The organism is Mesorhizobium abyssinicae (assembly GCF_049887195.1).
Lineage (GTDB): Bacteria > Pseudomonadota > Alphaproteobacteria > Rhizobiales > Rhizobiaceae > Mesorhizobium > Mesorhizobium abyssinicae.
On record NZ_JARAKC010000001.1, the window covers coordinates 857299 to 879136 of the forward strand.

Annotated in this window: 22 protein-coding genes and 1 pseudogene; 19 read left to right on the plus strand and 4 right to left on the minus strand. The window is 65.4% G+C overall.

Going from position 1 to position 21838, the window contains the following annotated elements; translation table 11 throughout:
- Positions 1–29 precede the first annotated feature (29 nt).
- Together PU724_RS03985 and PU724_RS03990 are read left to right on the plus strand one after the other, a co-directional pair.
- Complete coding sequence (locus tag PU724_RS03985) at positions 30–1046, plus strand: zinc-binding alcohol dehydrogenase family protein (protein ID WP_354419796.1); 1017 nt, start codon at positions 30–32, stop codon at positions 1044–1046.
- A 4-nt stretch (positions 1047–1050) separates the two neighbouring features.
- Positions 1051–1881, plus strand: coding sequence for an amidohydrolase family protein (locus PU724_RS03990; RefSeq protein WP_354419798.1), 831 nt, complete (start codon positions 1051–1053; stop codon positions 1879–1881).
- On the opposite strand, the gene phnF is transcribed toward PU724_RS03990, so the two are convergent.
- Positions 1878–2627 carry a phosphonate metabolism transcriptional regulator PhnF gene (gene phnF, locus PU724_RS03995; protein ID WP_127282984.1) on the minus strand — a complete coding sequence of 250 codons (750 nt, stop codon included), beginning with the start codon at positions 2625–2627 and terminating at the stop codon, positions 1878–1880. The genes PU724_RS03990 and phnF overlap by 4 nt on opposite strands.
- A gap of 134 nt (positions 2628–2761) precedes the next feature.
- Between phnF and phnG the strand changes: the two genes are divergently transcribed.
- The 13 genes and pseudogenes from phnG (at position 2762) to phnE (PU724_RS04060) (ending at position 13909) form a co-directional block, all read left to right on the plus strand.
- Positions 2762–3223 (plus strand): phosphonate C-P lyase system protein PhnG, encoded by a 462-nt coding sequence (gene phnG, locus PU724_RS04000; RefSeq protein WP_354419800.1) that lies wholly within the window; start codon positions 2762–2764, stop codon positions 3221–3223.
- Entirely contained in the window at positions 3223–3828 is a 606-nt protein-coding gene (gene phnH, locus PU724_RS04005) for a phosphonate C-P lyase system protein PhnH (protein ID WP_354419802.1), read from the plus strand. Before phnG ends, phnH begins: the two co-directional genes overlap by 1 nt.
- Before the next feature lies 1 nt (position 3829).
- Positions 3830–4942: a carbon-phosphorus lyase complex subunit gene (locus PU724_RS04010; protein ID WP_354419804.1), complete on the plus strand. Its 1113-nt coding sequence runs from the start codon at positions 3830–3832 to the stop codon at positions 4940–4942.
- The gene (locus PU724_RS04015) at positions 4939–5124 is read left to right on the plus strand and encodes a hypothetical protein (protein WP_128275229.1); all 186 of its coding nucleotides are present in this window, start codon (positions 4939–4941) and stop codon (positions 5122–5124) included. Before PU724_RS04010 ends, PU724_RS04015 begins: the two co-directional genes overlap by 4 nt.
- Positions 5125–5228: 104 nt before the next feature.
- The gene (locus PU724_RS04020) at positions 5229–6128 is read left to right on the plus strand and encodes an alpha-D-ribose 1-methylphosphonate 5-phosphate C-P-lyase PhnJ (RefSeq protein WP_354419806.1); all 900 of its coding nucleotides are present in this window, start codon (positions 5229–5231) and stop codon (positions 6126–6128) included.
- Positions 6125–6901 carry a phosphonate C-P lyase system protein PhnK gene (gene phnK / locus PU724_RS04025; protein ID WP_126058225.1) on the plus strand — a complete coding sequence of 259 codons (777 nt, stop codon included), beginning with the start codon at positions 6125–6127 and terminating at the stop codon, positions 6899–6901. Before PU724_RS04020 ends, phnK begins: the two co-directional genes overlap by 4 nt.
- Before the next feature lie 149 nt (positions 6902–7050).
- The gene (phnL, locus tag PU724_RS04030; RefSeq protein WP_354419809.1) at positions 7051–7758 is read left to right on the plus strand and encodes a phosphonate C-P lyase system protein PhnL; all 708 of its coding nucleotides are present in this window, start codon (positions 7051–7053) and stop codon (positions 7756–7758) included.
- Positions 7755–8369 (plus strand): DapH/DapD/GlmU-related protein, encoded by a 615-nt coding sequence (locus tag PU724_RS04035; protein WP_320320986.1) that lies wholly within the window; start codon positions 7755–7757, stop codon positions 8367–8369. The genes phnL and PU724_RS04035 overlap by 4 nt, the downstream gene beginning before the upstream one ends.
- Before the next feature lie 401 nt (positions 8370–8770).
- A pseudogene (locus PU724_RS04040) lies at positions 8771–9480 on the plus strand (DUF1868 domain-containing protein).
- Between the two features lie 123 nt (positions 9481–9603).
- Positions 9604–10461: a phosphonate ABC transporter ATP-binding protein gene (phnC, locus tag PU724_RS04045; protein ID WP_127284114.1), complete on the plus strand. Its 858-nt coding sequence runs from the start codon at positions 9604–9606 to the stop codon at positions 10459–10461.
- Positions 10462–10623: 162 nt separating this feature from the next.
- Positions 10624–11532, plus strand: coding sequence for a phosphonate ABC transporter substrate-binding protein (phnD, locus tag PU724_RS04050; protein ID WP_127284115.1), 909 nt, complete (start codon positions 10624–10626; stop codon positions 11530–11532).
- 57 nt (positions 11533–11589) lie between these two features.
- The gene (gene phnE, locus PU724_RS04055; protein WP_127284116.1) at positions 11590–12543 is read left to right on the plus strand and encodes a phosphonate ABC transporter, permease protein PhnE; all 954 of its coding nucleotides are present in this window, start codon (positions 11590–11592) and stop codon (positions 12541–12543) included.
- A gap of 1 nt (position 12544) precedes the next feature.
- The gene (phnE, locus tag PU724_RS04060) at positions 12545–13909 is read left to right on the plus strand and encodes a phosphonate ABC transporter, permease protein PhnE (protein WP_354419812.1); all 1365 of its coding nucleotides are present in this window, start codon (positions 12545–12547) and stop codon (positions 13907–13909) included.
- A gap of 229 nt (positions 13910–14138) precedes the next feature.
- Here phnE (PU724_RS04060) and PU724_RS04065 read toward each other — a convergent pair whose 3' ends face one another.
- The 3 genes from PU724_RS04065 to PU724_RS04075 all read right to left on the minus strand — a co-directional run bounded on the left by PU724_RS04065 (position 14139) and on the right by PU724_RS04075 (position 17546).
- Positions 14139–14990 (minus strand): sugar phosphate isomerase/epimerase family protein, encoded by an 852-nt coding sequence (locus PU724_RS04065; RefSeq protein WP_354419814.1) that lies wholly within the window; start codon positions 14988–14990, stop codon positions 14139–14141.
- A 165-nt stretch (positions 14991–15155) separates the two neighbouring features.
- The gene (locus PU724_RS04070; RefSeq protein ID WP_320320993.1) at positions 15156–16343 is read right to left on the minus strand and encodes a Gfo/Idh/MocA family protein; all 1188 of its coding nucleotides are present in this window, start codon (positions 16341–16343) and stop codon (positions 15156–15158) included.
- 147 nt (positions 16344–16490) lie between these two features.
- Positions 16491–17546, minus strand: a complete 1056-nt coding sequence (locus PU724_RS04075; protein ID WP_320320994.1) for a sugar phosphate isomerase/epimerase family protein — start codon at positions 17544–17546, stop codon at positions 16491–16493.
- 401 nt (positions 17547–17947) lie between these two features.
- Here PU724_RS04075 and PU724_RS04080 point away from each other — a divergent pair, with 401 nt between their 5' ends.
- The 4 genes from PU724_RS04080 to PU724_RS04095 all read left to right on the plus strand — a co-directional run bounded on the left by PU724_RS04080 (position 17948) and on the right by PU724_RS04095 (position 21825).
- Positions 17948–18835 (plus strand): sugar phosphate isomerase/epimerase family protein, encoded by an 888-nt coding sequence (locus tag PU724_RS04080; protein WP_127310228.1) that lies wholly within the window; start codon positions 17948–17950, stop codon positions 18833–18835.
- Between the two features lie 56 nt (positions 18836–18891).
- Positions 18892–20061 (plus strand): mandelate racemase/muconate lactonizing enzyme family protein, encoded by a 1170-nt coding sequence (locus tag PU724_RS04085; RefSeq protein WP_320256124.1) that lies wholly within the window; start codon positions 18892–18894, stop codon positions 20059–20061.
- A 2-nt stretch (positions 20062–20063) separates the two neighbouring features.
- Positions 20064–20780, plus strand: a complete 717-nt coding sequence (locus tag PU724_RS04090) for a FadR/GntR family transcriptional regulator (protein ID WP_127284123.1) — start codon at positions 20064–20066, stop codon at positions 20778–20780.
- A gap of 64 nt (positions 20781–20844) precedes the next feature.
- The gene (locus PU724_RS04095; protein WP_354419817.1) at positions 20845–21825 is read left to right on the plus strand and encodes a hydroxyacid dehydrogenase; all 981 of its coding nucleotides are present in this window, start codon (positions 20845–20847) and stop codon (positions 21823–21825) included.
- Positions 21826–21838 lie beyond the last annotated feature (13 nt).

Consider the following 21838-nt stretch of genomic DNA (forward strand, 5'->3'; position numbering starts at 1 on the left):
GCCGGCGGCATAAACAATTGGATTGAAGCATGAAAGCAGTCGTCTGCCGATCGCCCGGCGAGCTCTTCCTCGAAGACCGCGACGAGCCCGGCGCGCCGCCCGCCGGCTGGGTGCGGGTGGCAGTCAGCCATGTCGGCATCTGCGGCACCGATTACCACATCTTCGAGGGCAAGCACCCGTTCCTCGCCTATCCCCGCATCATGGGCCACGAGGTCTCCGGCACGGTTGCCGAAACCGGCGAGGGCGTCGCCCTGAGCGTCGGCGAGGCCGTCATCATCAACCCCTATCTGGCTTGCGGCAAATGCATCGCCTGCCGGAAAGGCAAGCCGAATTGCTGCGTGAGGATCGAGGTGCTCGGCGTCCATCGCGACGGCGCCATGTGCGAAGAGATCCTGGTGCCGGCGCAGAATCTTTACCCGGCAAACGGCCTGTCGCTGGCCGATGCCGCCGCTGTCGAATTCCTGGCGATCGGCGCGCATGCGGTGCGCCGCGCGCTGACCGAATCCGGCGCCCGCGCGCTGGTCATCGGCGCCGGCCCGATCGGACTTGGCACGGCGCTGTTTGCCCGCATCGCCGGCCTCGACGTCAGCCTGCTCGACATGAGCAGCGAGCGCCTTGGCTTCGCCGAAAGCGAGCTTGGTTTCGCCGCGCTCGACGGCTCGCGGCAGGCGGCGGCCGATCTGGTGCGGAACGCGACCGATGGCGAGGGCTTCGACGTGGTCTTCGACGCCACCGGCAACACGCAGTCGGTGCAATCGGCCTTCGCCCATGTCGCGCATGGCGGCAGCCTCGTCCTGGTCAGTGTCGTCAAGGACGACATCACCTTCTCCGACCCGGAGTTCCACAAGCGCGAGATGACGCTGATCGGCAGCCGCAATGCGCTCCGCGCCGATTTCGACCATGTCGCCACCTCGATCCGCAACAGTGCGGTGCCCATGGCAAAGCTCGTCACCCACCGCACGAGCCTTGCGGGCACGCCGCGTGATCTCGCAAGATGGGCGCATGAGAAATCCGGTCTGATCAAGGCCGTCATCGAGATCGGGTAGGACAATGCAGAGGATCGACGGGCACCAGCATTATTGGCAGATCGCGCGCGGCGACTATTTCTGGATGGGGCCGCACGTCGCGCCGATCATGCGCGACGTCTTCCCGGCCGACCTCGCGCCGCACCTCCAGGCCGCCGGCATCGCCCGCACCGTCGTCGTCCAGGCGGCGGCGACCGTCGCCGAAACCGAATTCATGCTCGACCTCGCCGACAAGGACGACAGCATCGCGGCCGTGGTCGGCTGGGTCGATCTCGAAGCCGACGATGTCGAGGCGACGCTGCGACGGCTGGCGGCGCGGCCGAAGTTTCGCGGCATAAGGCCGATGCTGCAGGACATCGACGACACCTTCGATATTTTGAAGCCGAAGCAGCTCGCCGCGCTGAAGCTTTTGCCGAAACTCGGCCTGCGTTTCGACGCCCTGGCGCAGCCGCGCCATTTGCCGGTGGTCGCCGCACTCGCCGACCACATGCCTGACCTGCCGATCGTCGTCGACCATGCGGCAAAACCCTTCATCGCCAAGGGCATTCTAGAGCCCTGGGCAAGCGACATGGCGGCGCTGGCGAAGCGGCCGTCGGTCGTCTGCAAATTCTCCGGCCTGGTCACTGAGGCCGGGCCGAACTGGTCGGTCGCCGGCCTCAAACCCTATGCCGATCATCTCGTTGCCTGCTTCGGGCCGGACCGGCTGATGTTCGGCAGCGACTGGCCGGTGTGCGAGCTCGCCGCCACCTACGAGAATTGGCTGGCCGCCGCGAAGGAGCTTTTGGCAGGCCTTTCGCCGGCGGAGCAGGACGCCGTCTTCGGCGGCACCGCCGCACGCTTCTACGGCATCGGCTAGTCATTGGCCGACAGTTTGAGCTCCACCCGCTCCGCCGGAAACCGCGACTCCGAAAACTGGATCGGCTGACCGTCGAGCGTGACGTTGACCGCGACCGTCACCAGCACGATGGCGCCGGGCTGCAGGTCGAGATCGGCAAGATCGGCGGCATCGGCATGGCGCGCCGACAGCACCGTCGATTGCCTGAGATAATCGTTGATGCCGAAGCGCCTGAGCGATGCGGTGACCGATCCCGTCTCCGCCATGGCGGCATCGATGCCGGCGAAGCGCCTGGCGTCGAACCAGGCGGTGGCGCGCGACACCGGATGGCCGTCGGCCTCGCCGCGCGTCTCCAGGCGGAGCACGGCGGCTCCCCTGGCGAGCTTCAAGGCATCGGCGATGCGCCGGCTTGCCGGCTCGACCGATGAGGCGAGCAGCGCGATATGCCGCTCGCTTGTCTGCCCCTGCAGGCCCGTCGAAAAGCGCGTGCGGGCGCCGATCGGGTAGGAAAGCCGCTTGCGCGACAAGACGAAGGTGCCGCGCCCCTGCTCGGCCCTCAGCACGCCCTCCTGCACCAGCGCCGCGATGGCGCTGCGCACCGTATGGCGATTGACGCCATAGCGTTCGGCAAGCGCCATTTCCGGCGGCAGCGCCGCGCTCTCGGCAAAGTCGCCGGCCGCGATCCCTTGCAGGATCCGGTCGGCGATCTGCCGCCACAGCGAAACGCCGCTGCGCCGCTCGATGCTGGCTGCCTGCTGCCCACTCATGTCAGCCCCCGGTTCACCGCCCAGACTTTTCGCCGATGTCATCCAGCCGTCATGGACTCGCGCTAGCTAATGCGTATAATTTGTATAGTTGTCTATATCAATAGACAAATTTACGCAATCGACGGAGTGCTGCCATGCGAGGACAGGAAGCGCGCGAGCAGGCCGGGCGCAAGGCGGCGATGGCGACGCTGGCGCAGTCCGGGGGCGACGAGCTCGCCCGGCTTTGGAGCAAGGCCGGCCTGCCCCTGGAAGCCGAACTCTTGCGCGGCCCCGAAACCGGTCTGGTGACGGTGCGTGGCCGCATCGGGGGCGGCGGCGCGCCCTTCAATGTCGGCGAGGCGACGGTCACCCGCGCCACGGTGCGCCTGCCCTCCGGTCAGGTCGGCCATAGCTATGCGCTCGGCCGCGACAGGCAGAAGGCGAAGCTGGCCGCGATCGCCGACGCGCTGTGGCAGGACCCGGCCCATCGCGAAATTGTCGAGACCAGGGTCATCGCGCCGCTGCGTACGGTGCTCAGCGAGGCGCAGGAAAAACGTCGCGCCGAGACGGCGGCGACGAAAGTGGATTTCTTCACCATGGTGCGCGGAGAGGACTGATGGAGACGCAAGCGATCGAGGGCGGCTTCGCCGATCCGGTCTTCAATGCGCAGACCGTGTTTCGCGCCGTCATGGACGCCATGGCGCGGCCGGGCAGCATACAGCCGCTGCCGGGCCTCGCCCGCCCGCCGGCGCCGCTGTCAGTGACATCGGGCGCCGTGGCGCTGACGCTCTGCGACAACGACACCCCGCTCTGGCTCGAACCTGCGTTGCAGGCCGAAGCGCCGGTCAGATCCTGGCTCGGCTTCCACACCGGCGCGCCGCTCGCCAACATGCCGGCCGACGCGCATTTCGCCATTATAGCCAGGCCGGCCGAGATGATGGCGCTGGATGGCTTTTCGCAAGGCACGCAGGAATATCCCGACCGCTCGACGACGCTGATCCTCATCGTCAGCGATCTCGCCTCGGGCGTTCCCCTGCTGCTCGAAGGCCCGGGCATCGAGAAGATGGCAATGCTCGCGCCGGCCGAGATGCCGCGCCACTTCATCGAGCAGTGGAAGCAGAACAGCCAGCGCTTTCCGCGCGGCGTCGACATCATCCTGGCAGCACCGGACGGGGTCGCCTGCCTGCCGCGCACCACGCGCATCAAGACGATGGAGGCCTGACATGTATGTCGCGGTGAAAGGCGGCGAGGCCGCGATTGCCAATGCGCACCGCCTGCTCGCCGATCGCCGTCGCGGCGACCGCACGGTGCCGGCGCTGCGCCTCGACCAGGTCGTCGAGCAGCTGGCGCTCGGCGTCGACAGGGTGATGAGCGAGGGTTCGCTCTACGACCGCGAGCTGGCAGCACTTGCCATCGTCCAGGCGCGCGGCGACATGATCGAGGCGATCTTCCTCATCCGCGCCTACCGCACCACGCTGCCGCGCTTCGGCTACACCAGGCCGGTCGACACCGGCGCCATGCTGGTCGAGCGTCGTGTGTCGGCAACCTACAAGGACCTGCCCGGCGGCCAGCTGCTCGGCCCGACCTTCGACTACACACACCGGCTGCTCGATCCCGAGCTTGCCGCCGGCGGCGACGTCGCCGAGCCCATGCAACGTGCCACCGAGGCCGAGCCCATGCCGCGCGTCTCGGCGATCCTCGCCCGCGAGGGCCTGATCGAGGCCGATGGCGACATGCCCGGCGAGCATGTTCCCGGCGACATCACCCGCGAGCCGCTGCAATTCCCGATGGCGCGTGACGTCCGCTTGCAGGCGCTGTCGCGCGGCGACGAGGGTTTTCTGCTCGCGCTCGGCTATTCCACCCAGCGCGGCTATGCCCGCAACCACCCCTTTGTCGGCGAGGTCCGTATCGGCGAGGTCGAGCTGGAGCTCGACGTGCCGGAACTGCCTTTCGCCGTGCCGCTCGGCGCGATCTGCGTCACCGAATGCCAGATGGTCAACCAGTTCAAGGGCTCGGCCAAGGCGCCGCCGCAATTCACCCGCGGCTACGGCCTGGTCTTCGGCCAGAGCGAGCGCAAGGCGATGGCGATGGCGCTCTGCGACCGTGCCTTGCGGGCCGGCGAACTCGGCGAGGACATCGTCGCCGCCGCGCAGGACGAGGAGTTCGTCATCTCGCATTCCGACAATGTCCAGGCGACCGGCTTCGTCGAGCATCTGAAGCTGCCGCACTATGTCGACTTCCAGGCCGAGCTCGATCTGGTGCGCCGCATGCGCGCCGAGCACGACGCGCGTGAAGATCACCGCACTGGCGAGGAGAAGCGCGAGGCCTCCGAATGAGCCTAGTCGCCACCCCCGCCATTGCCGCCCCCGCCATTGCCATTCCCGTCGCCGCCATCATGGGAATGGCTGCTGTGCCCGCCGACATAGCTGCCGTTTCCGCCTGTGACATGCGCGCCTTCTCTGAAGGTCGGCAAAAACAAACGCCGAAGAACAAACCCGACCATGCAGGCGAAGGCTAGAAGCAGAATTCCAATATGTATCCAACCGGTCTGGGTCATCCGACTTCGCCTTTATTTCCGTTTTCTGGGCGTCAATTCAATAGCAGGGAGTGGATGTGATCGCCATGACCGACATCGCCACCTACAACTTCGCCTATCTCGACGAACAGACAAAGCGGATGATCCGCCGCGCCATCCTCAAGGGTATCGCCATCCCCGGCTACCAGGTGCCCTTCGCCTCGCGCGAGATGCCGATGCCCTATGGCTGGGGTACCGGCGGCGTCCAGGTCACCGCTTCGATCATCGGGTCGGACGACGTGCTGAAGGTCATCGACCAGGGCGCCGACGACACCACCAATGCCGTCTCGATCCGCGCCTTCTTCAAGAAGGTCGCCAATGTCGCGGTGACTACCGACACCGCCAGCGCCACCATCATCCAGACCCGACATCGCATCCCCGAGCATCCGCTCACCGCAGGCCAAATTCTGGTCTATCAGGTGCCGATCCCCGAGCCGCTGCGCTTCCTGGAGCCGCGCGAGACCGAAACGCGCAAGATGCATGCGCTTGAGGAATACGGCCTGATGCATGTCAAACTCTACGAGGACATCGCCAGGCACGGCCGCATCGCCACCACCTACGCCTATCCGGTCAAGGTCGAGGGCCGTTATGTGATGGACCCGTCGCCGACGCCGAAATTCGACAATCCGAAAATGCATCGGTCGCCGGCTTTGCAGTTGTTCGGCGCCGGCCGCGAAAAGCGCATCTATGCCGTGCCGCCATTCACCGACGTGGTCAGCCTCGACTTCGAGGACCATCCGTTTGAGGTGCAGACCTTCGACCAGCCCTGCGCGCTCTGCGCGGCGGAGAATGTCTATCTCGACGAGGTCATCCTCGACGACCACGGCGGCCACATGTTCGTCTGCTCCGACACCGACCACTGCGAGAAGCGGCGTGAGGAAGGCCATCGCGGCCACCTAGCGCCTGACGCCCAACTTGCTCTCGAAAGAACGGAGCCGGCCGAATGACCGACGAACCGCTGCTGCGCGTCTCGGCGCTGTCCAAATTCTACGGCTCGCGCGTAGGCTGCGAGACTGTCAGCTTCGACCTCTGGCCTGGCGAGGTGCTGGCGGTGGTCGGTGAATCCGGCTCCGGCAAGACGACGCTGCTCAACTGCCTGTCGACCCGGCTGCTGCCCTCTTCCGGCACCGCCAGCTACCGCATGCGCGACGGCCAATGGCGCGAGCTTTATCGCATGAGCGAGGCCGAGCGTCGTTTCCTGATGCGCACCGACTGGGGTTTTGTCCACCAGAACCCGGCCGATGGCCTGCGCATGACGGTGTCGGCCGGCGCCAATGTCGGCGAGCGGCTGATGGCCGTCGGCGACCGCCACTACGGAAAAATCCGCGCCACCGCCGTCGACTGGCTGTCGCGCGTCGAGATCGACGAGGACCGCATCGACGACGAGCCGCGCGCCTTTTCCGGCGGCATGCGCCAGCGCCTGCAGATCGCCCGCAACCTCGTCACCGGGCCGCGCCTGGTGTTCATGGACGAGCCGACCGGTGGACTCGACGTCTCGGTGCAGGCGCGTCTGCTCGACCTGCTGCGCGGGCTGGTCACCGACCTTGGCCTGGCGGCCATCGTCGTCACCCACGACCTCGCCGTGGCGCGACTTCTGTCGCAGCGCATGATGGTGATGAAGGACGGCCATGTCGTCGAATCCGGCCTCACCGACCGCGTGCTGGACGACCCGCGCGCGCCCTATACGCAGTTGCTTGTTTCTTCGATTTTGCAGGTGTGATGATGGCGCCAAGTCACCCCCCTCTGGCACGGGCTATCTGCGACGTTGGAGATTGGCGAAACCGCACGAGGCCGCCCCTTCTCCCCGTCACTATACGGGGAGAAGTGCCATATTCTCCCGCCGATCGGCGACAATAGGAGGACCTTCTGATGCCCACCCCTCTCGTTGTCTCCGACGTCGCCAAAAGCTTCACCATGCACCTGCGCGACGGCATCAAATTGCCTGTCGTCGCCGGTGTGTCGTTCTCGATCCGCGCCGGCGAATGCGCCGTGCTCGGCGGCCCGTCCGGCGCGGGAAAAAGCTCGATCCTGAAGATGCTCTACGGCAACTACGCCGCCGACGAGGGCCAGATCATCGTCCAGCACGAGAACGGCCTGATCGATCTCGCCAGCGCCAGCCCGCGCACGGTGCTTGCCGTGCGCCGGCAAACGATCGGCTATGTCAGCCAGTTCCTGCGCACAGTGCCGCGCGTCTCGGCCCTCGACGTCGTCGCCGAGCCGCTGGTCGAGCGCGGCGAGGAACGCGAAGGCGCGCGGGACAAGGCACGCACCTTGCTTACCCAGCTCAACCTGCCCGAAAAGCTCTGGACCTTGCCGCCGGCGACCTTCTCCGGCGGCGAACAGCAGCGCGTCAACATCGCGCGCGGCTTCATCACCGGGCATCCGATCCTGCTGCTCGACGAGCCGACCGCCTCGCTGGACGCCAGGAACCGCGACGTGGTGGTCGAGTTGATCGCCGCCAAGAAGGCGGCCGGCGTCGCCCTGCTCGGCATCTTCCACGATCAAGACGTGCGCGAGGCGGTCGCCGACCGCGTCATCGACGTCACCGCTTTCACCGCAGGCAGGATTGCCGCATGACAAGGATATTGTCGGAGACGCCGCTGGTTCATCCGACCGCGCAGGTCGAGAACTCGACGCTCGGCCGCTGGACCGAGATCGCCGACCGCAGCCGGGTTTCGGAAAGCGAGCTCGGCGACTATTCCTACATGATGCAGGACTGCGCCGTCTGGTGCGCGACCATTCGAAAGTTCTCCAACATCGCGGCCAGCGTGCGCATCAACGCCACCAACCATCCGACCTGGCGGCCAACGCTGCACCACTTCACCTACCGCGCCTCCGATTACTGGGACGATACCGAGCACGAGAGCGAGTTTTTCGCAGAGCGCCGCGCCAAGCGCGTCACCATCGGCCACGACACGTGGCTCGGCCACGGCTCGACCATCCTGCCCGGCGTCACCGTCGGCGACGGCGCGGCGGTCGGCGCGGGCGCCGTGGTGTCGAAGGATGTCGCGCCCTACACCATCGTCGGCGGCGTGCCGGCGAAGCCGATCCGCGAACGCTTCGACCGCCGCACCGCCGAACGCTACCAGGCGCTCGCCTGGTGGGACTGGGACCATGCCCGGTTGCGCGCGTCGCTCGACGATTTTCGCGCGCTCTCGGCGGAGGCGTTTCTGGAGAGGTATGGTTGACATTCACGGGAACGTGGTGTGGTCGTACAGTAATTTAATCTCGCTATATCAAACATCTCCTAGGCCAGTCGTGTGGAAGGAGATCATTTCGTGGCTATACTGTTTATACCGGCGTGCATTGGGTTGGCGCTGGTTGTATTGGGGATTTGGGTCGTTCGGAGCCAGGTAAACCGCTGGAGTCGGTCCGACCGAGTCTCGTCCATTGTCTTGACCATCTTGGGCTTGGGCCTGGCAGCTGTAGGGGTGCTAATTCTCTTCGTGTTGGCGTCCATCTCCCGGTAGAACTGCCTTAACTGCTAGTGAGACCGCTAGGTTCGATACCTATGCCCAGGACGACGCCCCTAGATTCACATCTTTGACATACGAGTCAGACAAGAGGCGATCTCGCCAGGGAGATCGCCATGCTCGACAAAGCCAGACCCTCGCTCGCCGGCTTCTTCGAAGGCACCAACCCGGCGCCGCCGGTGCATCTCGGCACGCGTTACGACACGGCGGGCAATTTCCTGTTCGAGCCCGGAAACACCATTGTCTCCCATCTCGTAGCCGGCTCACCTTCCGAAGCCGCTGTAGTCGCGGTGCGCGAGCGCATGCGCGCCATGCCCGACGCCGACCGGCTTGCCTTCACCCCGGTCTCCAGCCTGCACATGACGCTGTTCCAGGGCATCATCGAGCGCCGTCGCGGCACCCCTATTGGCCTCGGGATCTGGCGCTCGACACCAGCATCGACGACATCACCCGCCTTTATCTGGAGCGCCTGAAGGGCTTCGCGGGCAGCGGCGCGTTCAGGATCAAGGCCATCGGTATCACCCCGAACGGCCTCACCGTCGCCGGCGCCTCGGAGGAAGACCGGCGCATCCTCCAGGCCTGGCGCGACGCGCTGTCGGTGCCCTTCGGCTATCGCCATCCCGACCATGACACCTACGTCTTCCACATCACCTTCGCCTACCAGATCCGCCGCCTTGCCGAGGAGCGGGCGGCGGCGTGGCAGGATCTGTTCGATGACTGCCTGTCCTTCCTCGACCGCGAGGCGCCGGTCATCGAACTCCACCCGGCGGCCTTTTGCAGCTTCCGTGACATGGAGCATTTCGAGGAGGTCCTGGTCCTCGGCTGATGACTGCTACCGCGCAGCTGTGGGCGGTAACAAAACTGACATCAATCCGACACCGCAGGTTCATGGGGCTGCGCTAGCCAAGGTTAACAGACCCTGTAACCGACTGGACTGGAGCCTAGCCCCATGTCAGCAGCCTCTGCCACGCTCGAAATCCGCGGTGTCAGCCGACGATTCGGCAAGAACACCGCCGTCAGCGCCGTCGACCTGTCGATCCCGCAGGGCCAGATGGTCGGCATCATCGGCCGTTCCGGCGCCGGCAAGTCGACGCTTCTGCGCATGATCAACCGTCTCATCGACCCCAGCCAGGGGTCGATTTTTTTTGACGGCGCCGAAGTCTCGGCGCTGCAGGGCTCGCCGCTTAGGCGCTGGCAGCGCGACTGCGCCATGATCTTCCAGCAGTTCAACCTGGTGCCGCGCCTCGACGTGCTGACCAACGTGCTGCTTGGCCGGCTAAACCACCGCTCGACGCTGTCCAATCTGTTCGGCATTTTCTCGCGCACCGAATGCGCCGAGGCGGTTGCGGCGCTTGAACGCCTCGACATCGCCCGCACCGCGCTGCAGCCGGCTGGCACGCTGTCCGGCGGCCAGCAGCAGCGCGTGGCGATCGCGCGCGCCATGATGCAACAGCCGAGGGTGCTGCTCGCCGACGAGCCGATCGCCTCGCTCGACCCGCTCAACGCCAAGGTGGTGATGGACTCGCTGCAGGACATCAACCTACGCGAAGGCATCACCGTCATCACCAATCTGCACACGCTGGACACGGCGCGGGCCTATTGCAACCGCATCATCGGGATGGCCGCCGGCAAGGTCGTGTTCGATGGCGCGCCCGAGGATCTCGACCGCGACGCCGTGCGCCTCGTCTATGGCGCGGATGCGAATGGCGCCGATATCTCCGAGGCCATCACGTCGACCAGCGTCACCTTCAAGCCGAAGATCACCGCATCCGCCGGACCGCTCGAGCCCGCATTCCCCGGCTACTAGTCGATGCTTTCGAACCGTCCACGCTGACGAAGAGCGGCAACCGGTTCGGCAAGGATCATGGCCAAGCAAACGAGCAACCCGGATCGCCCGCCCGCGTCAAAGGCAGCTGTCAAAATTCGAACGTCGCCGGCGCGAGGCCGGAACAACAGGAGAGAGATCCAAATGTTTAGGAAGATGGTTTTTGGCGCCGTATCACTGCTCGCCATCGCGACGAGCGCCGCTCATGCCGCCGACGTCAAGGAATTCCGCGTCGGCATCCTCGGTGGCGAGAACGAGACGGACCGGCTGCGCAACTACCAGTGCCTGGCCGACCATTTGAAGGCCGAATTCGGCTTCGAGAAGGTCTCGCTGTTCCCGGCCGCCGACTATGACGGCGTCATCCAGGGCCTGCTCGGCGGCACGCTCGACTTCGCCGAGCTCGGCGCTTCCGGCTATGCCAGCGTCTACATCAAGGACCCGAAGGCGGTCACCCCGATCCTCACCACCCAGCAGACCGACGGCGCCACCGGCTATTATTCGATCGGCCTGGCGTTGAAGTCGTCGGGGATCACCGACATCAAGTCGGCCAAGGGCAAGAAGCTCGGCTATGCCGATCCGGACTCGACCTCCGGCTACCTGATCCCGCTGACCCAGATCCCTAAGGACACCGGCCAGTCGAACGAAGCCTTCTTCGCCTCGACCCAGTTCAATGGCGGCCACGAGAACAACGTTCTCGCCGTCCGCGACGGCAAGGTCGACGTCGCGGTGGACGATTCCTCCGGCATCGGCGATTTCAAGAACGGCTACACCTCCGGCACCTTCCACAAGGAAGTCGCCAAGGGCGCCGTCGACCCGAACGACTTCGTCGAGGTCTGGCGCTCCGGCCTGATCCCGAACGGCCCGCTGGTCGTGCGCACCGCGCTCGGCGACGACATGAAGGCCAAGCTGACCGCGTTCTTCACCGCGCTGCCGACGAAGGACAAGCCCTGCTTCGAGGGCGTCGAGGGCGGCGACTTCACCGGCTACGTTCCGGTCAAGCCGGACTTCTACAACGTCATCGTCGAAGCCCGCAAAGCCGCCATCGGCGGCTGACGGCATCAGGAAAAGGGGCGGCGCCAAAAAACGCCGCCCCTTTTGCATCTCCCGATCATGACCTCAGCGACAATCCACTCTGACGCGACGCGCCTGGCGGCCGATGCCTGGCGGCGCCAGACGTCCTTGCGCCGGCTTTACACCGGCCTCGGTGTCGGCCTGCTTTTTGTCGCCATGTGCGCGACCATGTGGTTCGCCGACGAGGCCAATGCCGGCCATTTCCTCGACCGGCTGCCGCACATACTGGACTTCCTGAGCTGGCTGATTCCCAAGGACTGGAACGACGTCTGGCGCGCCCTGTTCGACGTCGCCTCGCCGCATGACACCGGCACCCAGGAATTCAACTTCCCGCTCGGCCGCGTCCCTGTCTGGGGCGGATTCTACATCCCCGAATATTTCGAGCTGATGCTGACCACGGTCAACGTGGCGCTGGTCTCGACCTTCGTCGGCTTCGTCTTCGCCGTGCCCTTCTCCTTCATCGCCGCGCGCAACCTGACGCCGAGCCCGGCGCTCAGGCTCGTCGTCAAGCGCTTCATGGAACTGCTGCGCGCCTTCCCCGAGATCGTCATTGCCGGCCTGTTCGCGGCCATCGTCTCGATCGGCCCGGTCGCCGCCATCATCGCCATCGGCCTGCATTCGATCGGCGCGCTGGGCAAGCTGTTCTACGAGATCAACGAGAACATCGACATGCGCGCCGAGGAGGGCTTGCGGGCGGTCGGCGCCAACTGGTTCGAGCGCATCCGCTTCGCCGCCCTGCCGCAGGTGCTGCCCAATTTCATGTCCTACACGCTGCTCAGGATCGAGATCAACGTGCGCATCTCGACGATCATGGGCGCGGTCGGCGGCGGCGGCATCGGCGAGGAGCTGAAGCTCTCCATCTCGCGCGGCTTCGGCGCCAAAACGCTGGCGCTAGTGCTGCTCTTGTTCACCACCATCTTCATCGTCGACCAGTTCTCCGCCTGGCTGCGCCGCAAGCTCGTCGGCGAGCAGGCCTTCCTGATGAGCGCCTGATATGGCCATAACCGCCGACGACATTCTGTCGATCGAGGCGCGCTACCCGCACGTCTTCCGCCGGCCGCTTTACCAGCGTTTCGGCCCGCTGTTCCTGGTCGCTGGAACTGTCCTGTATCTCGCTTACGCCCTGTGGTTCTTCAGCATGCCGCAGGTGCTGCGCGAGTCGCACTGGGAGCGCCTGCCGCTCTTTCTGGCGCAATGGATCAGCTACGACCTGCAGCCGGAGTTTCGCCTCGACCAGCCGGAGATCACGCCGAAATATCCGCGCTTCTCAGCGCTTGGCGAGAACCCCAATCCTGACTGGGTGATCAGGAACCCGGACGGCACCTTCACCGTGCTGATCGACGGACCGGCCAAATCCGTCACCTTCGACAAGACCAAAGCCGTGATTGTCGCCAACGGCCAGACGGTGCCCGTGTCGCTGACCGGCGGCAAGCCGGTGATCTCGGGCCCGGTGCCCGACTGGATCACCGCGCATGACGACGAAATTGTCGCCAGGATGGGCTTCGTCGGCGAGGTGCGCGTCACCGTCGACCGCGTCAAGGTGCGCAAGCGCTTCCTCGGCTGGGCGAATTTCGTCTTCGACACGCGCTCGCCCTTCTTCGGCAAGCCGGCCGGCGAAGTGGCTTCGCTGCTGGTTTCCGGCCCGGAGCTCAAGCCCGGAACATCGAACATCGCGCTTGCCGCCGACAACATCTGGAACAACGCCCAATGGCAGCATGGCGATGTCTGGACGAAACTGCTGCAGACCATCGTCATGGCCTTCCTCGGCACGCTGCTCGGCGGCATCGTCGCCTTCCCGCTCGCCTTCTTCGCCGCCCGCAACATCACGCCGAGCGGGCTGCTCAGCCAGGTCTTGGAACGCTTCTTCGATTTCATGCGCTCGGTCGACATGCTGATCTGGGCGCTGTTCTTCACCCGCGCCTTCGGACCCGGCCCGTTGGCGGGAAGTGCCGCGATCTTCTTCACCGAGATCGGCACGCTCGGCAAAACCTATTCCGAGGCGCTGGAGAACATCGACGACAAGCCGCGCGAAGGCGTGCAGTCGACCGGCGCCAATGGCTTGCTGGTGCAGCGCTACGGCGTGCTGCCGGAAGTGCTGCCGGTCTTCATCAGCCAGACGCTCTACCAGTGGGAATCCAACACCAGAGGCGCCACCATCATCGGCGCCGTCGGCGCCGGCGGCATCGGCCTGAAGCTCTGGGAAGCGATGCGCACCAATTCCAACTGGGCCAACGTCTTCTACATGGTGCTGCTGACGCTGGCCGTCGTCTTCGTCTTCGACAACATCTCGAACTTCCTGCGTCGCCGGCTCAGCCGCACGCTGCATGATTATAATAGGCTGCAGGATGAGCGGGGTTAGTCCTCGCTAGCAGAATCTTGCGAGAGGTCGACGGGACAGCGCCCCCCTCTGCCCTACCGGGCATCTCCCCCACTTGGGGGGAGATCAGCCACGACCACGGCTTTCGCCAATCTCCTACGTTGCCGAATTGAGCTAAGCGCCGCAGCCGCCAATCTCCCCCCTTGTGGGGGAGATGTCCGGCAGGACAGAGGGGGGCGCGAAGGATCGCGGCGCTCGTCGGACGGCCATTCTAAGCCGCCTTCTTCCACCCATCCCTGATATGCTGGTACCCCTCCCGATACACAGCCTCCGGCGTCTCGGCAAAATCCCGCCAAACCTTGGTCGCCGCAGCCAGGTCCTTCAGCGAACGCCCGAAGGATTCGATGGTCAGCCAGTCGTCGTAACCGCTCTTGCGGATGGCCGAGAACGTCTCCTTCCAGGGAATATTGCCCCGGCCCGGCACGCCGCGATCATTCTCTGAAATGTGGATGTGGACGACCTTCCGGCGATTGCGCGTATAGGCGCCGATCGGATCGGCCTCCTCGATGTTGGCGTGGAACGTGTCGTACATCGCCTTGATGTGCGGCCGGTCGATCGCGTCGATATGCTCGGACAGATCGTCCATCGTGTTGAACAGATAGCATTCGAAGCGGTTGAGCGCCTCTAACCCGATGGTCACCCCCTTCTTGCCGGCATGGTCGCCGATGGCGCGCTGGGAAGCGACGGAGCGCTTCTTCTCGGCGGCCGTCGGGCCGCTGCCGGAAAAGGCGCCGAGCGTCGAATGCAGCGGGCCGCTCAGCCTGTTCGCGCCAAGGGCGGCGCTGCAGTCGATCGCCCATTTCATGTAGTCGATGCCGGCCTTGCGCGTCGCGGCGTCCGCCGAGATCAGGTTCATCGCCGGATCGCCCATGGCCGAGACCGCGGTGCGCTCCAGGCCGATGCGATCGAGCAGGTCGCCAAGTTTCTTGTAGTCGTCGGGCGCGCCGGAAAACACCGGGATCTCTACGCCGTCGAAGCCGGTCGCCTTGATGTCTCTCAACAGCGCCTCATGCTTCTTCGAGACGCTGGTCGTCCACAGGAACATGCACATGCCGATTTTCATCGACCCCTCCCCATCACCTTCGATCAAGGGGGGATGAGATTCAGGTCAGGCCGAGTCGAGAACGGTGGCTTCCGAGTACCGGAGCGGAGCGCACTTAAGTACGCGAGCACCGGAAGCGCAGGAAGCCGCCGTTCGCAGACCGGCCTCACCTGAATATCGACACCCCTAGAGCTTCGTCCACGCCCCATTCTTCTTCGACGACTTCACGCAGGCCTCGATGAAGGCCATGCCTTCGACGCCGTCGGCAATCGTCGGGAAGACGACATCCTTTGCCGGCTTGCCGCCCTTCCTGCGCGCCGCGCGGATGGCGCGGGCCGCTTCCTGGTAGATGTTGGCGAAGCCTTCGAGATAGCCCTCCGGATGGCCTGACGGAACGCGGGTAACACGCCCGGCGGACGGCAGCGCACCGGCGCCGGCGCGGGTCAAAAGCTGCTTCGGCTGGCCGAACGGCGTATACCAGAGATAGTTCGGATCGGCCTGCACCCATTCCAGCCCGCCCTTCGAGCCATAGATGCGCAGCTTCAGCCCGTTCTCGTGGCCAGGCGCGACCTGGCTTGCCCAGATCATGCCCTTGGCCGGATGCGCCTTGCCGACCGGCTTGAAGCGCAGCATGACGTTGATGTTGTCGTCGAGCTGCCGCCCCGGCACGAAGGCGTCGAGATCGGCCGACAGCGTATCGAGCTCCAGCCCTGAGACGAAGCGCGCCAGGTTGTAGGCATGCGTGCCGATGTCGCCGAGCGCGCCACCGGCGCCCGCCTGCTTCGGGTCGGAGCGCCAGGCAGCCTGCTTCTGGCCGGTCGCGGCGAGATCCTCGGTCAGCCAGTCCTGCGGATATTCCGACTGCACGATGCGGATGTCGCCGAGCTGGCCCTTGGCCACCATCTCGCGCGCCTGGCGGATCATCGGATAGGCGGTGTAGTTGTGGGTGAGCACGAACACCTTGCCGGTCTTCTCGACCAATGTCGCCAGCTTCTTCGCCTCGGCCAGCGTGGTCGCCAGCGGCTTGTCGCAGATGACGTGGATGCCGGCCTCGAGAAACGCCTTGGCCGCCGGCACATGCACGTTGTTGGGCGTGACGATCGCCACCGCCTCGATGCCGTCGGGACGCTTGGCTTCGGCCTTGGCCATCTCGGCATAGGAGCCATAGCTGCGTGACGGATCGAGCCCGAGCTCGGCGGCGGAAGCCTTGGCGCGCTCCGGGTTGGCAGACAGCGCGCCGGCCACCAGGACGAAGTCGTTGTCCAGCCTGGCCGCGATCCGGTGCACCGCGCCGATGAAGGCGCCTTGCCCGCCGCCGACCATGCCATAGCGGATCGGGCCGCCTCCCGTTTCCGACTTCGATGCGCCGACCATTCCTGTCTCCCTCGTTGGTGCTTGCCTCCCCTCGAGGGGAGGTCGATCCGGGCAGCGGATCGGGTGGGGTTGCCGAGCGTGGAGTTCGAGCCGACCCCGCCCGGCCCTTTTGGGCCACCCTCCCCTCGAGGGGAGGGAAAAGCGGTATTAGATTCCCATCATCGCGCGCAGCGCCTTCTTGTCGGTCGCGCCACCGGCGAAGTCGTCGAACGCCTTCTCCGTCACCCGGATGATGTGATGCTGGATGAAGGGCGCGCCTTCGGCGGCGCCATCCTCCGGATGCTTCAGGCAGCATTCCCATTCCAGCACCGCCCAGGAATCGTAGCCGTACTGGGTGAGCTTGGAAAAGATGCCGCCGAAATCGACCTGCCCGTCGCCGAGCGAACGGAACCGCCCGGCCCGGTTGGTCCAGCCCTGATAGCCGGAATAGACGCCTTGCCGCCCCGTCGGATTGAACTCCGCGTCCTTGGCGTGAAACGCCTTGATGCGCTCGTGGTAAATGTCGATGAATTCGAGATAGTCGAGCTGCTGCAGGAGGAAGTGCGACGGGTCGTAGTTGATGTTGCAGCGCTTGTGGCCGCCCACCGCGTCGAGGAACATCTCGAAGGTGGCGCCGTCGAACACATCCTCGCCCGGATGGATCTCGTAACCGATGTCGACGCCGTTCTCGTCATAGACGTCGAGGATCGGCTTCCAGCGTTTGCCGAGTTCGGCGAAAGCCTCCTCGATCAGCCCGGCCGGCCGCTGCGGCCATGGGTAGAGGTAGGGGAAAGCCAGCGCTCCGGAGAAGGAAACCGAGGCCTTCAGCCCCAGGTTCTTCGACGCCTTGGCGCCCAACTTCATCTGCTCGACCGCCCATTGCTGCCTGGCCTTCGGATTGTTGTGCACCGAAGCCGGCGCGAAGCCGTCGAACTGCGCGTCATAGGCCGGATGCACCGCCACCAGTTGCCCTTGCAGATGCGTCGACAGTTCGGTGATCTCGACGCCGGCATCGGCGCAGATGCCTTTCACCTCGTCGCAATAGGCCTTGGAGGTCGCCGCCTTTTCCAGGTCGAACAGCCGCGCGTCCCAGGTCGGGATCTGCACGCCCTTGTAGCCCAGACCGGCGGCCCATTTGGTGATCGACGGCAACGAATTGAACGGCGCGGCATCGCCCGCGAACTGCGCCAGAAACAGACCGGGACCCTTCATCGTCGACGGCATCGGCATCCTCCCTCTTTTTTCATCGCGACCGAGCATAGCGCCGATTGCGGACGGGGCCAGTCTCTTTGGTCTTTCATGTCGGCGATTTGAACACGCCGCAATTCTGGTATTACCAAATAATGTTGTTTGGTCAAGCGGCCGAGCATGGCAAAACCGCGCCACGGGCAATCCGTCGCGATCGAAAAATTACATATTATTCAATACGGTAACTTCGTAAACGGGCGGCGTTGGTCGGCTTCTTGCCGTCCATTCGAAATTGCTGTAGACCATCAAAAAGGCCCAATTGGTCGAACCAGTTTGCCAAAAAAATGCTGGAACGCCTTGGGGAGGAAACTGGCGGCGGGCTCCGCGGGAGAGCGCCGCGGGAGAACGCGACAGGCGAATTCTGGGAAGGATAGACCATGCATCTTTCGACGCACAACTGGATGCGGGCGGAGCCGCTGGAGGTGACGCTGAAGCGCATCAAGAAATTCGGCTATGAGTCGATCGAGATTTCCGGCGAGCCCGAGCAGTACAAGACCAAGGAGACGCGCGCGCTCTTGAAGGAGCACGGCATCCGCTGCTGGGGCTCGGTGACGCTGATGCTGGGCGAACGCAACCTCGCCGCCAAGGACCAGGGCCAGCGCGAGCGCTCGGTGCAATACGTCAAGGACGTGCTGACCATGGTGAGCGAGCTCGAGGGCGAGATCATCACGCTGGTTCCCGCCACTGTCGGCAAGGTGGTGCCCGACGGCACCGAGGCGGAGGAATGGGGCTGGGTGGTCGACGCCACCCGCGAGTGCTTCGCGCACGCCAAGAAGGTCGGCGTCAAGGTCGCGGTCGAGCCGCTCAACCGCTTCGAGACCTATCTGTTCAACCGCGGCGCGCAGGCGCTCGCGCTTGCCGACGCGGTCAGCCCGGAATGCGGCGTCTGCCTCGACGCCTATCACATCCACATGGAGGAATTTAACGTCTATGACGCCATCCGCCAGGTTGGCAAACGCCTGTTCGACTTCCACGTCGCCGACAACAACCGCTTCGCCGCCGGCCTCGGCCAGATCGACTGGCCGCGGATCGTGCGCACGCTGAAGGAGATCGGCTACGACGGCGCGCTGACCAACGAGTTTGTGGCCCCCGTCGACCGCACGCCGGCCGCGCCCTATCCCGACATGGTCGAGCGCCATCCGGTCGACATCTCGCCCGAGCAGCTGAAGTTCATCCAGGATCACGGCTCCAGCGTGCTGACGGAGAAGTTCTACACCGACCAGATGCGCATCACCGCCGAAACGCTGCTGCCGCTGATCAAATAGCCGGTCGAAAGGAAGACGCCCTTCCGCCCGAACGGGCGGCGGGGCCGGGGATGGCCATGCGCATCAAGACGGTCCAAGCCTGGTGGGTTCGCATACCGATCGCAGCGGCGAAGCAGCACCGCAGCGATTTCGGTCAGGTGACGACGTTCGACGCCGCCATCCTGCGCGTCGAAACCGATGACGGCCTGGTCGGCTGGGGCGAGGGCAAGAACGCCGCCGGCAGCGCCGGCAGCTATGGCGCGCTGGTCCATATGCTGAACCACGAGGTTGGGCCGCAGCTCGTCGGCCGCGACCCGGCCGACATCGGCGTCATCTGGGAGATGCTCTACAACGGCGTGCGCCACCACACTGCGGCCCATGCCGGGCACGCCATGCCGCAGCTGGCGCGGCGTGGCATGAGCGTTGCCGCCATCAGCGCCGTCGACATCGCGCTCTGGGACATCCTCGGCAAGTCGCTCGGCCAGCCTGTCTGGCGGCTGCTCGGCGGCCGCAAGGTCGAGCGCATGCAGGCCTACGCTTCCGGCGGCTGGGCGCCGGCCGAGACCATCGGCGAGCAGCTCAAATCCTACATCGCCAAGGGGGGCTTCAAGGCGCTGAAGATGCGCATCGGCGCCATGGATGGCGCCCCGCATATTTCCGCCGCCCGCGTCCGCGCGGCAAGGGAGGCGCTTGGCCCCGAAGTCGAGCTGATGGTCGACGCGCACGGCACCTATACGGTGGCCGAGGCAAAGCGCTTCATCCAACTCGCCGGCGACCTCGACCTCGCCTGGTTCGAGGAGCCGGTGATCGCCGACGACAAGCCGGGCTTGGCCGAGGTACGGGCCTCGTCCACCATCCCGATCGCTACCGGCGAGAGCGAGGCGACCCGCTACGCCTTCCGCGATCTCGCCGTTCTGAAGTCGGCCGACATTTTCCAGCCGGACCCCGCTTTTTGCGGCGGCATCAGCGAGGCGATGAAGATCGGCACCATCGCCAGCGCCTTCAACCTGCGTTTTGCGCCGCATCTGTGGGCCGGCGCGCCCTGCTTCTTTGCCGGTCTGCATGTCTGCGCGGCGTCGCCGGCGAGCTTCACCGTCGAATATTCGCTCGGCGCCAACCCCATGATCCACGATCTTGTCGAAGAGACTGTCGAAGCGAAGGACGGTATGATAGCGATCCCTGAAAAGCCCGGATTGGGATTCACAATTTCGGAACGGTTCCTGGAGGCGCACGCGCAACGCTGCTGACGATGAAAGAAAAGAACCTTCTCGCGGAACTCGCCGCCTTTCTGTTCTCCAGCTCGGACAAGGAGACGGGCCGCACGCCGTCGGAGCGTGAACTGGCCGAGCATTTCTCAGTCAGCCGCGGCCAGATCCGCGAGGCGCTGGCCATTCTCGAGGCCATGCGCATCGTCGAGCGCCGCGCCAAATCCGGCATCTATGTCGACACCAAGCAGGCGAGCGTCGAAGCCTTGGCTCTGTTCGCCCGCGCCGGCCTGCCGCTCGATCCGATCCAGATCTACGAAACGGTCGAGCTGCGCAAGATCCACGAGATCAAGGCCGCCGAGCTTGCCTGCTCGCGCGCCACCGAGGAGAATTTCGAGCGGCTGCGCGAGATCCTGAAAGCCTCTGAGGAGCGCATCGCCGCCGGCGAGGGCCTGGCCAAGGAAGACCGCGAGTTCCACCTCGAGATCGTGCGCGCCACCAAGAACGGCATCTTCCACAACATCTGCAGCGTCTACTACCTGATGGGCGAGCAGCGCCTGCCGATCTATTTCAACGACCCCGAGCGCAGCGTGCGCTCGCATGCCGAGCACATCCAGATCTACGAGGCGCTGCTGCGCCGCGACGGCAACCTCGCCCAGGCGCTGATGAACGCCCATCTGCAGGGCGCCGAAAGCTATTGGAAAGGCCTGATCGAGGGCCGCGGGATGGAGCCGACGAGCCCGGCGCTCGAAAAGGCCTAGAGCATTTTGCAGCCAGGCGGCATCGCCTGGCGTCGCGGAAATGCGGCAAACAAACGGGAGCCACATGCCCAGAATCCTGTCGACGCATCCGCTGCATCCGCGCGCCTCCGCCATGCTGGCCGGGGCGGGCAGGCTGGTCGTCGCTTCCGCCCTCGATGGCAGGACGCTTGCCGCCGAAGCGAAGGATGCCGATATCGTCATCGTCCGTGCGCCGCTGCCGGCAGAGCTTTTCGACGGCGCCGCGAAGCTGCGCGCCGCGATCCGGCATGGCGCCGGGCTGGACATGATCCCGGTCGAGGCGGCGACAGCCGCCGGCGTGCTCGTGGCGAACGTGCCGGCGGTCAATGCGCGCTCGGTCGCCGAGCACGTGATGTTCGTGACGCTGGCCTTGCTTCGGCGTTTTCGCATGGTCGACCGCGACCTGCGCGCCAAGGGTTGGCTCGCCGGACGCGACCACGCCAACGCCAACACCGAGCTCGCCGGCAAGACCATCGGCATTGTCGGCCTCGGCGCGGTCGGCCAGGCGGTCGGCCATATCGCCGCCCACGGCTTCGACCTCAATGTGGTGGCGACGACGCGCAGCATGCGCCCGGCGCCCGACAAAGTCGGCTTCCTGTCGATCGACGCCCTGGTCGAGCAGAGCGACATCGTCGTGCTTTGCTGCCCGCTGACACCGGAGACGCGCGGCCTGATCAGCCGCGAGCGGATTTCGCGCATGAAGCCCAGCGCGCTGCTGATCAATGTCTCGCGCGGGCCGGTGGTCGACGACGACGCGCTGATCGAGGCCTTGCGCAAGGGCAGCATCGGCGGTGCCGCGCTCGATGTCTTTGCGACGCAGCCGCTGCCGCCGAACCATCCCTATTTCGGCTTCGACAATGTCATCGTCACCCCGCACATGGCGGGGATCACCGAGGAATCGATGATGCGCATGGGCGTCGGCGCCGCCGGCGAAGCGCTGCTGGTGCTCGCCAACAAATTGCCTGTCAATCTGCGCAACCCGGAAGTGACCGCTCACTACCGGCGGCGCTTCCCGGTCGACCTGTAGCTCGTCACCGGCG

Coding starts and splice junctions, on each gene's coding strand:
- PU724_RS03985 (WP_354419796.1), top strand. CDS start 30: ATGAAAGCAGTCGTCTGCCGATCGCCCGGCGAGCTCTTCCTCGAAGAC.
- PU724_RS03990 (WP_354419798.1), top strand. CDS start 1,051: ATGCAGAGGATCGACGGGCACCAGCATTATTGGCAGATCGCGCGCGGC.
- phnF (WP_127282984.1), bottom strand. CDS start 2,627: ATGAGTGGGCAGCAGGCAGCCAGCATCGAGCGGCGCAGCGGCGTTTCG.
- phnG (WP_354419800.1), top strand. CDS start 2,762: ATGCGAGGACAGGAAGCGCGCGAGCAGGCCGGGCGCAAGGCGGCGATG.
- phnH (WP_354419802.1), top strand. CDS start 3,223: ATGGAGACGCAAGCGATCGAGGGCGGCTTCGCCGATCCGGTCTTCAAT.
- PU724_RS04010 (WP_354419804.1), top strand. CDS start 3,830: ATGTATGTCGCGGTGAAAGGCGGCGAGGCCGCGATTGCCAATGCGCAC.
- PU724_RS04015 (WP_128275229.1), top strand. CDS start 4,939: ATGAGCCTAGTCGCCACCCCCGCCATTGCCGCCCCCGCCATTGCCATT.
- PU724_RS04020 (WP_354419806.1), top strand. CDS start 5,229: ATGACCGACATCGCCACCTACAACTTCGCCTATCTCGACGAACAGACA.
- phnK (WP_126058225.1), top strand. CDS start 6,125: ATGACCGACGAACCGCTGCTGCGCGTCTCGGCGCTGTCCAAATTCTAC.
- phnL (WP_354419809.1), top strand. CDS start 7,051: ATGCCCACCCCTCTCGTTGTCTCCGACGTCGCCAAAAGCTTCACCATG.
- PU724_RS04035 (WP_320320986.1), top strand. CDS start 7,755: ATGACAAGGATATTGTCGGAGACGCCGCTGGTTCATCCGACCGCGCAG.
- phnC (WP_127284114.1), top strand. CDS start 9,604: ATGTCAGCAGCCTCTGCCACGCTCGAAATCCGCGGTGTCAGCCGACGA.
- phnD (WP_127284115.1), top strand. CDS start 10,624: ATGTTTAGGAAGATGGTTTTTGGCGCCGTATCACTGCTCGCCATCGCG.
- phnE (WP_127284116.1), top strand. CDS start 11,590: ATGACCTCAGCGACAATCCACTCTGACGCGACGCGCCTGGCGGCCGAT.
- phnE (WP_354419812.1), top strand. CDS start 12,545: ATGGCCATAACCGCCGACGACATTCTGTCGATCGAGGCGCGCTACCCG.
- PU724_RS04065 (WP_354419814.1), bottom strand. CDS start 14,990: ATGAAAATCGGCATGTGCATGTTCCTGTGGACGACCAGCGTCTCGAAG.
- PU724_RS04070 (WP_320320993.1), bottom strand. CDS start 16,343: ATGGTCGGCGCATCGAAGTCGGAAACGGGAGGCGGCCCGATCCGCTAT.
- PU724_RS04075 (WP_320320994.1), bottom strand. CDS start 17,546: ATGCCGTCGACGATGAAGGGTCCCGGTCTGTTTCTGGCGCAGTTCGCG.
- PU724_RS04080 (WP_127310228.1), top strand. CDS start 17,948: ATGCATCTTTCGACGCACAACTGGATGCGGGCGGAGCCGCTGGAGGTG.
- PU724_RS04085 (WP_320256124.1), top strand. CDS start 18,892: ATGCGCATCAAGACGGTCCAAGCCTGGTGGGTTCGCATACCGATCGCA.
- PU724_RS04090 (WP_127284123.1), top strand. CDS start 20,064: ATGAAAGAAAAGAACCTTCTCGCGGAACTCGCCGCCTTTCTGTTCTCC.
- PU724_RS04095 (WP_354419817.1), top strand. CDS start 20,845: ATGCCCAGAATCCTGTCGACGCATCCGCTGCATCCGCGCGCCTCCGCC.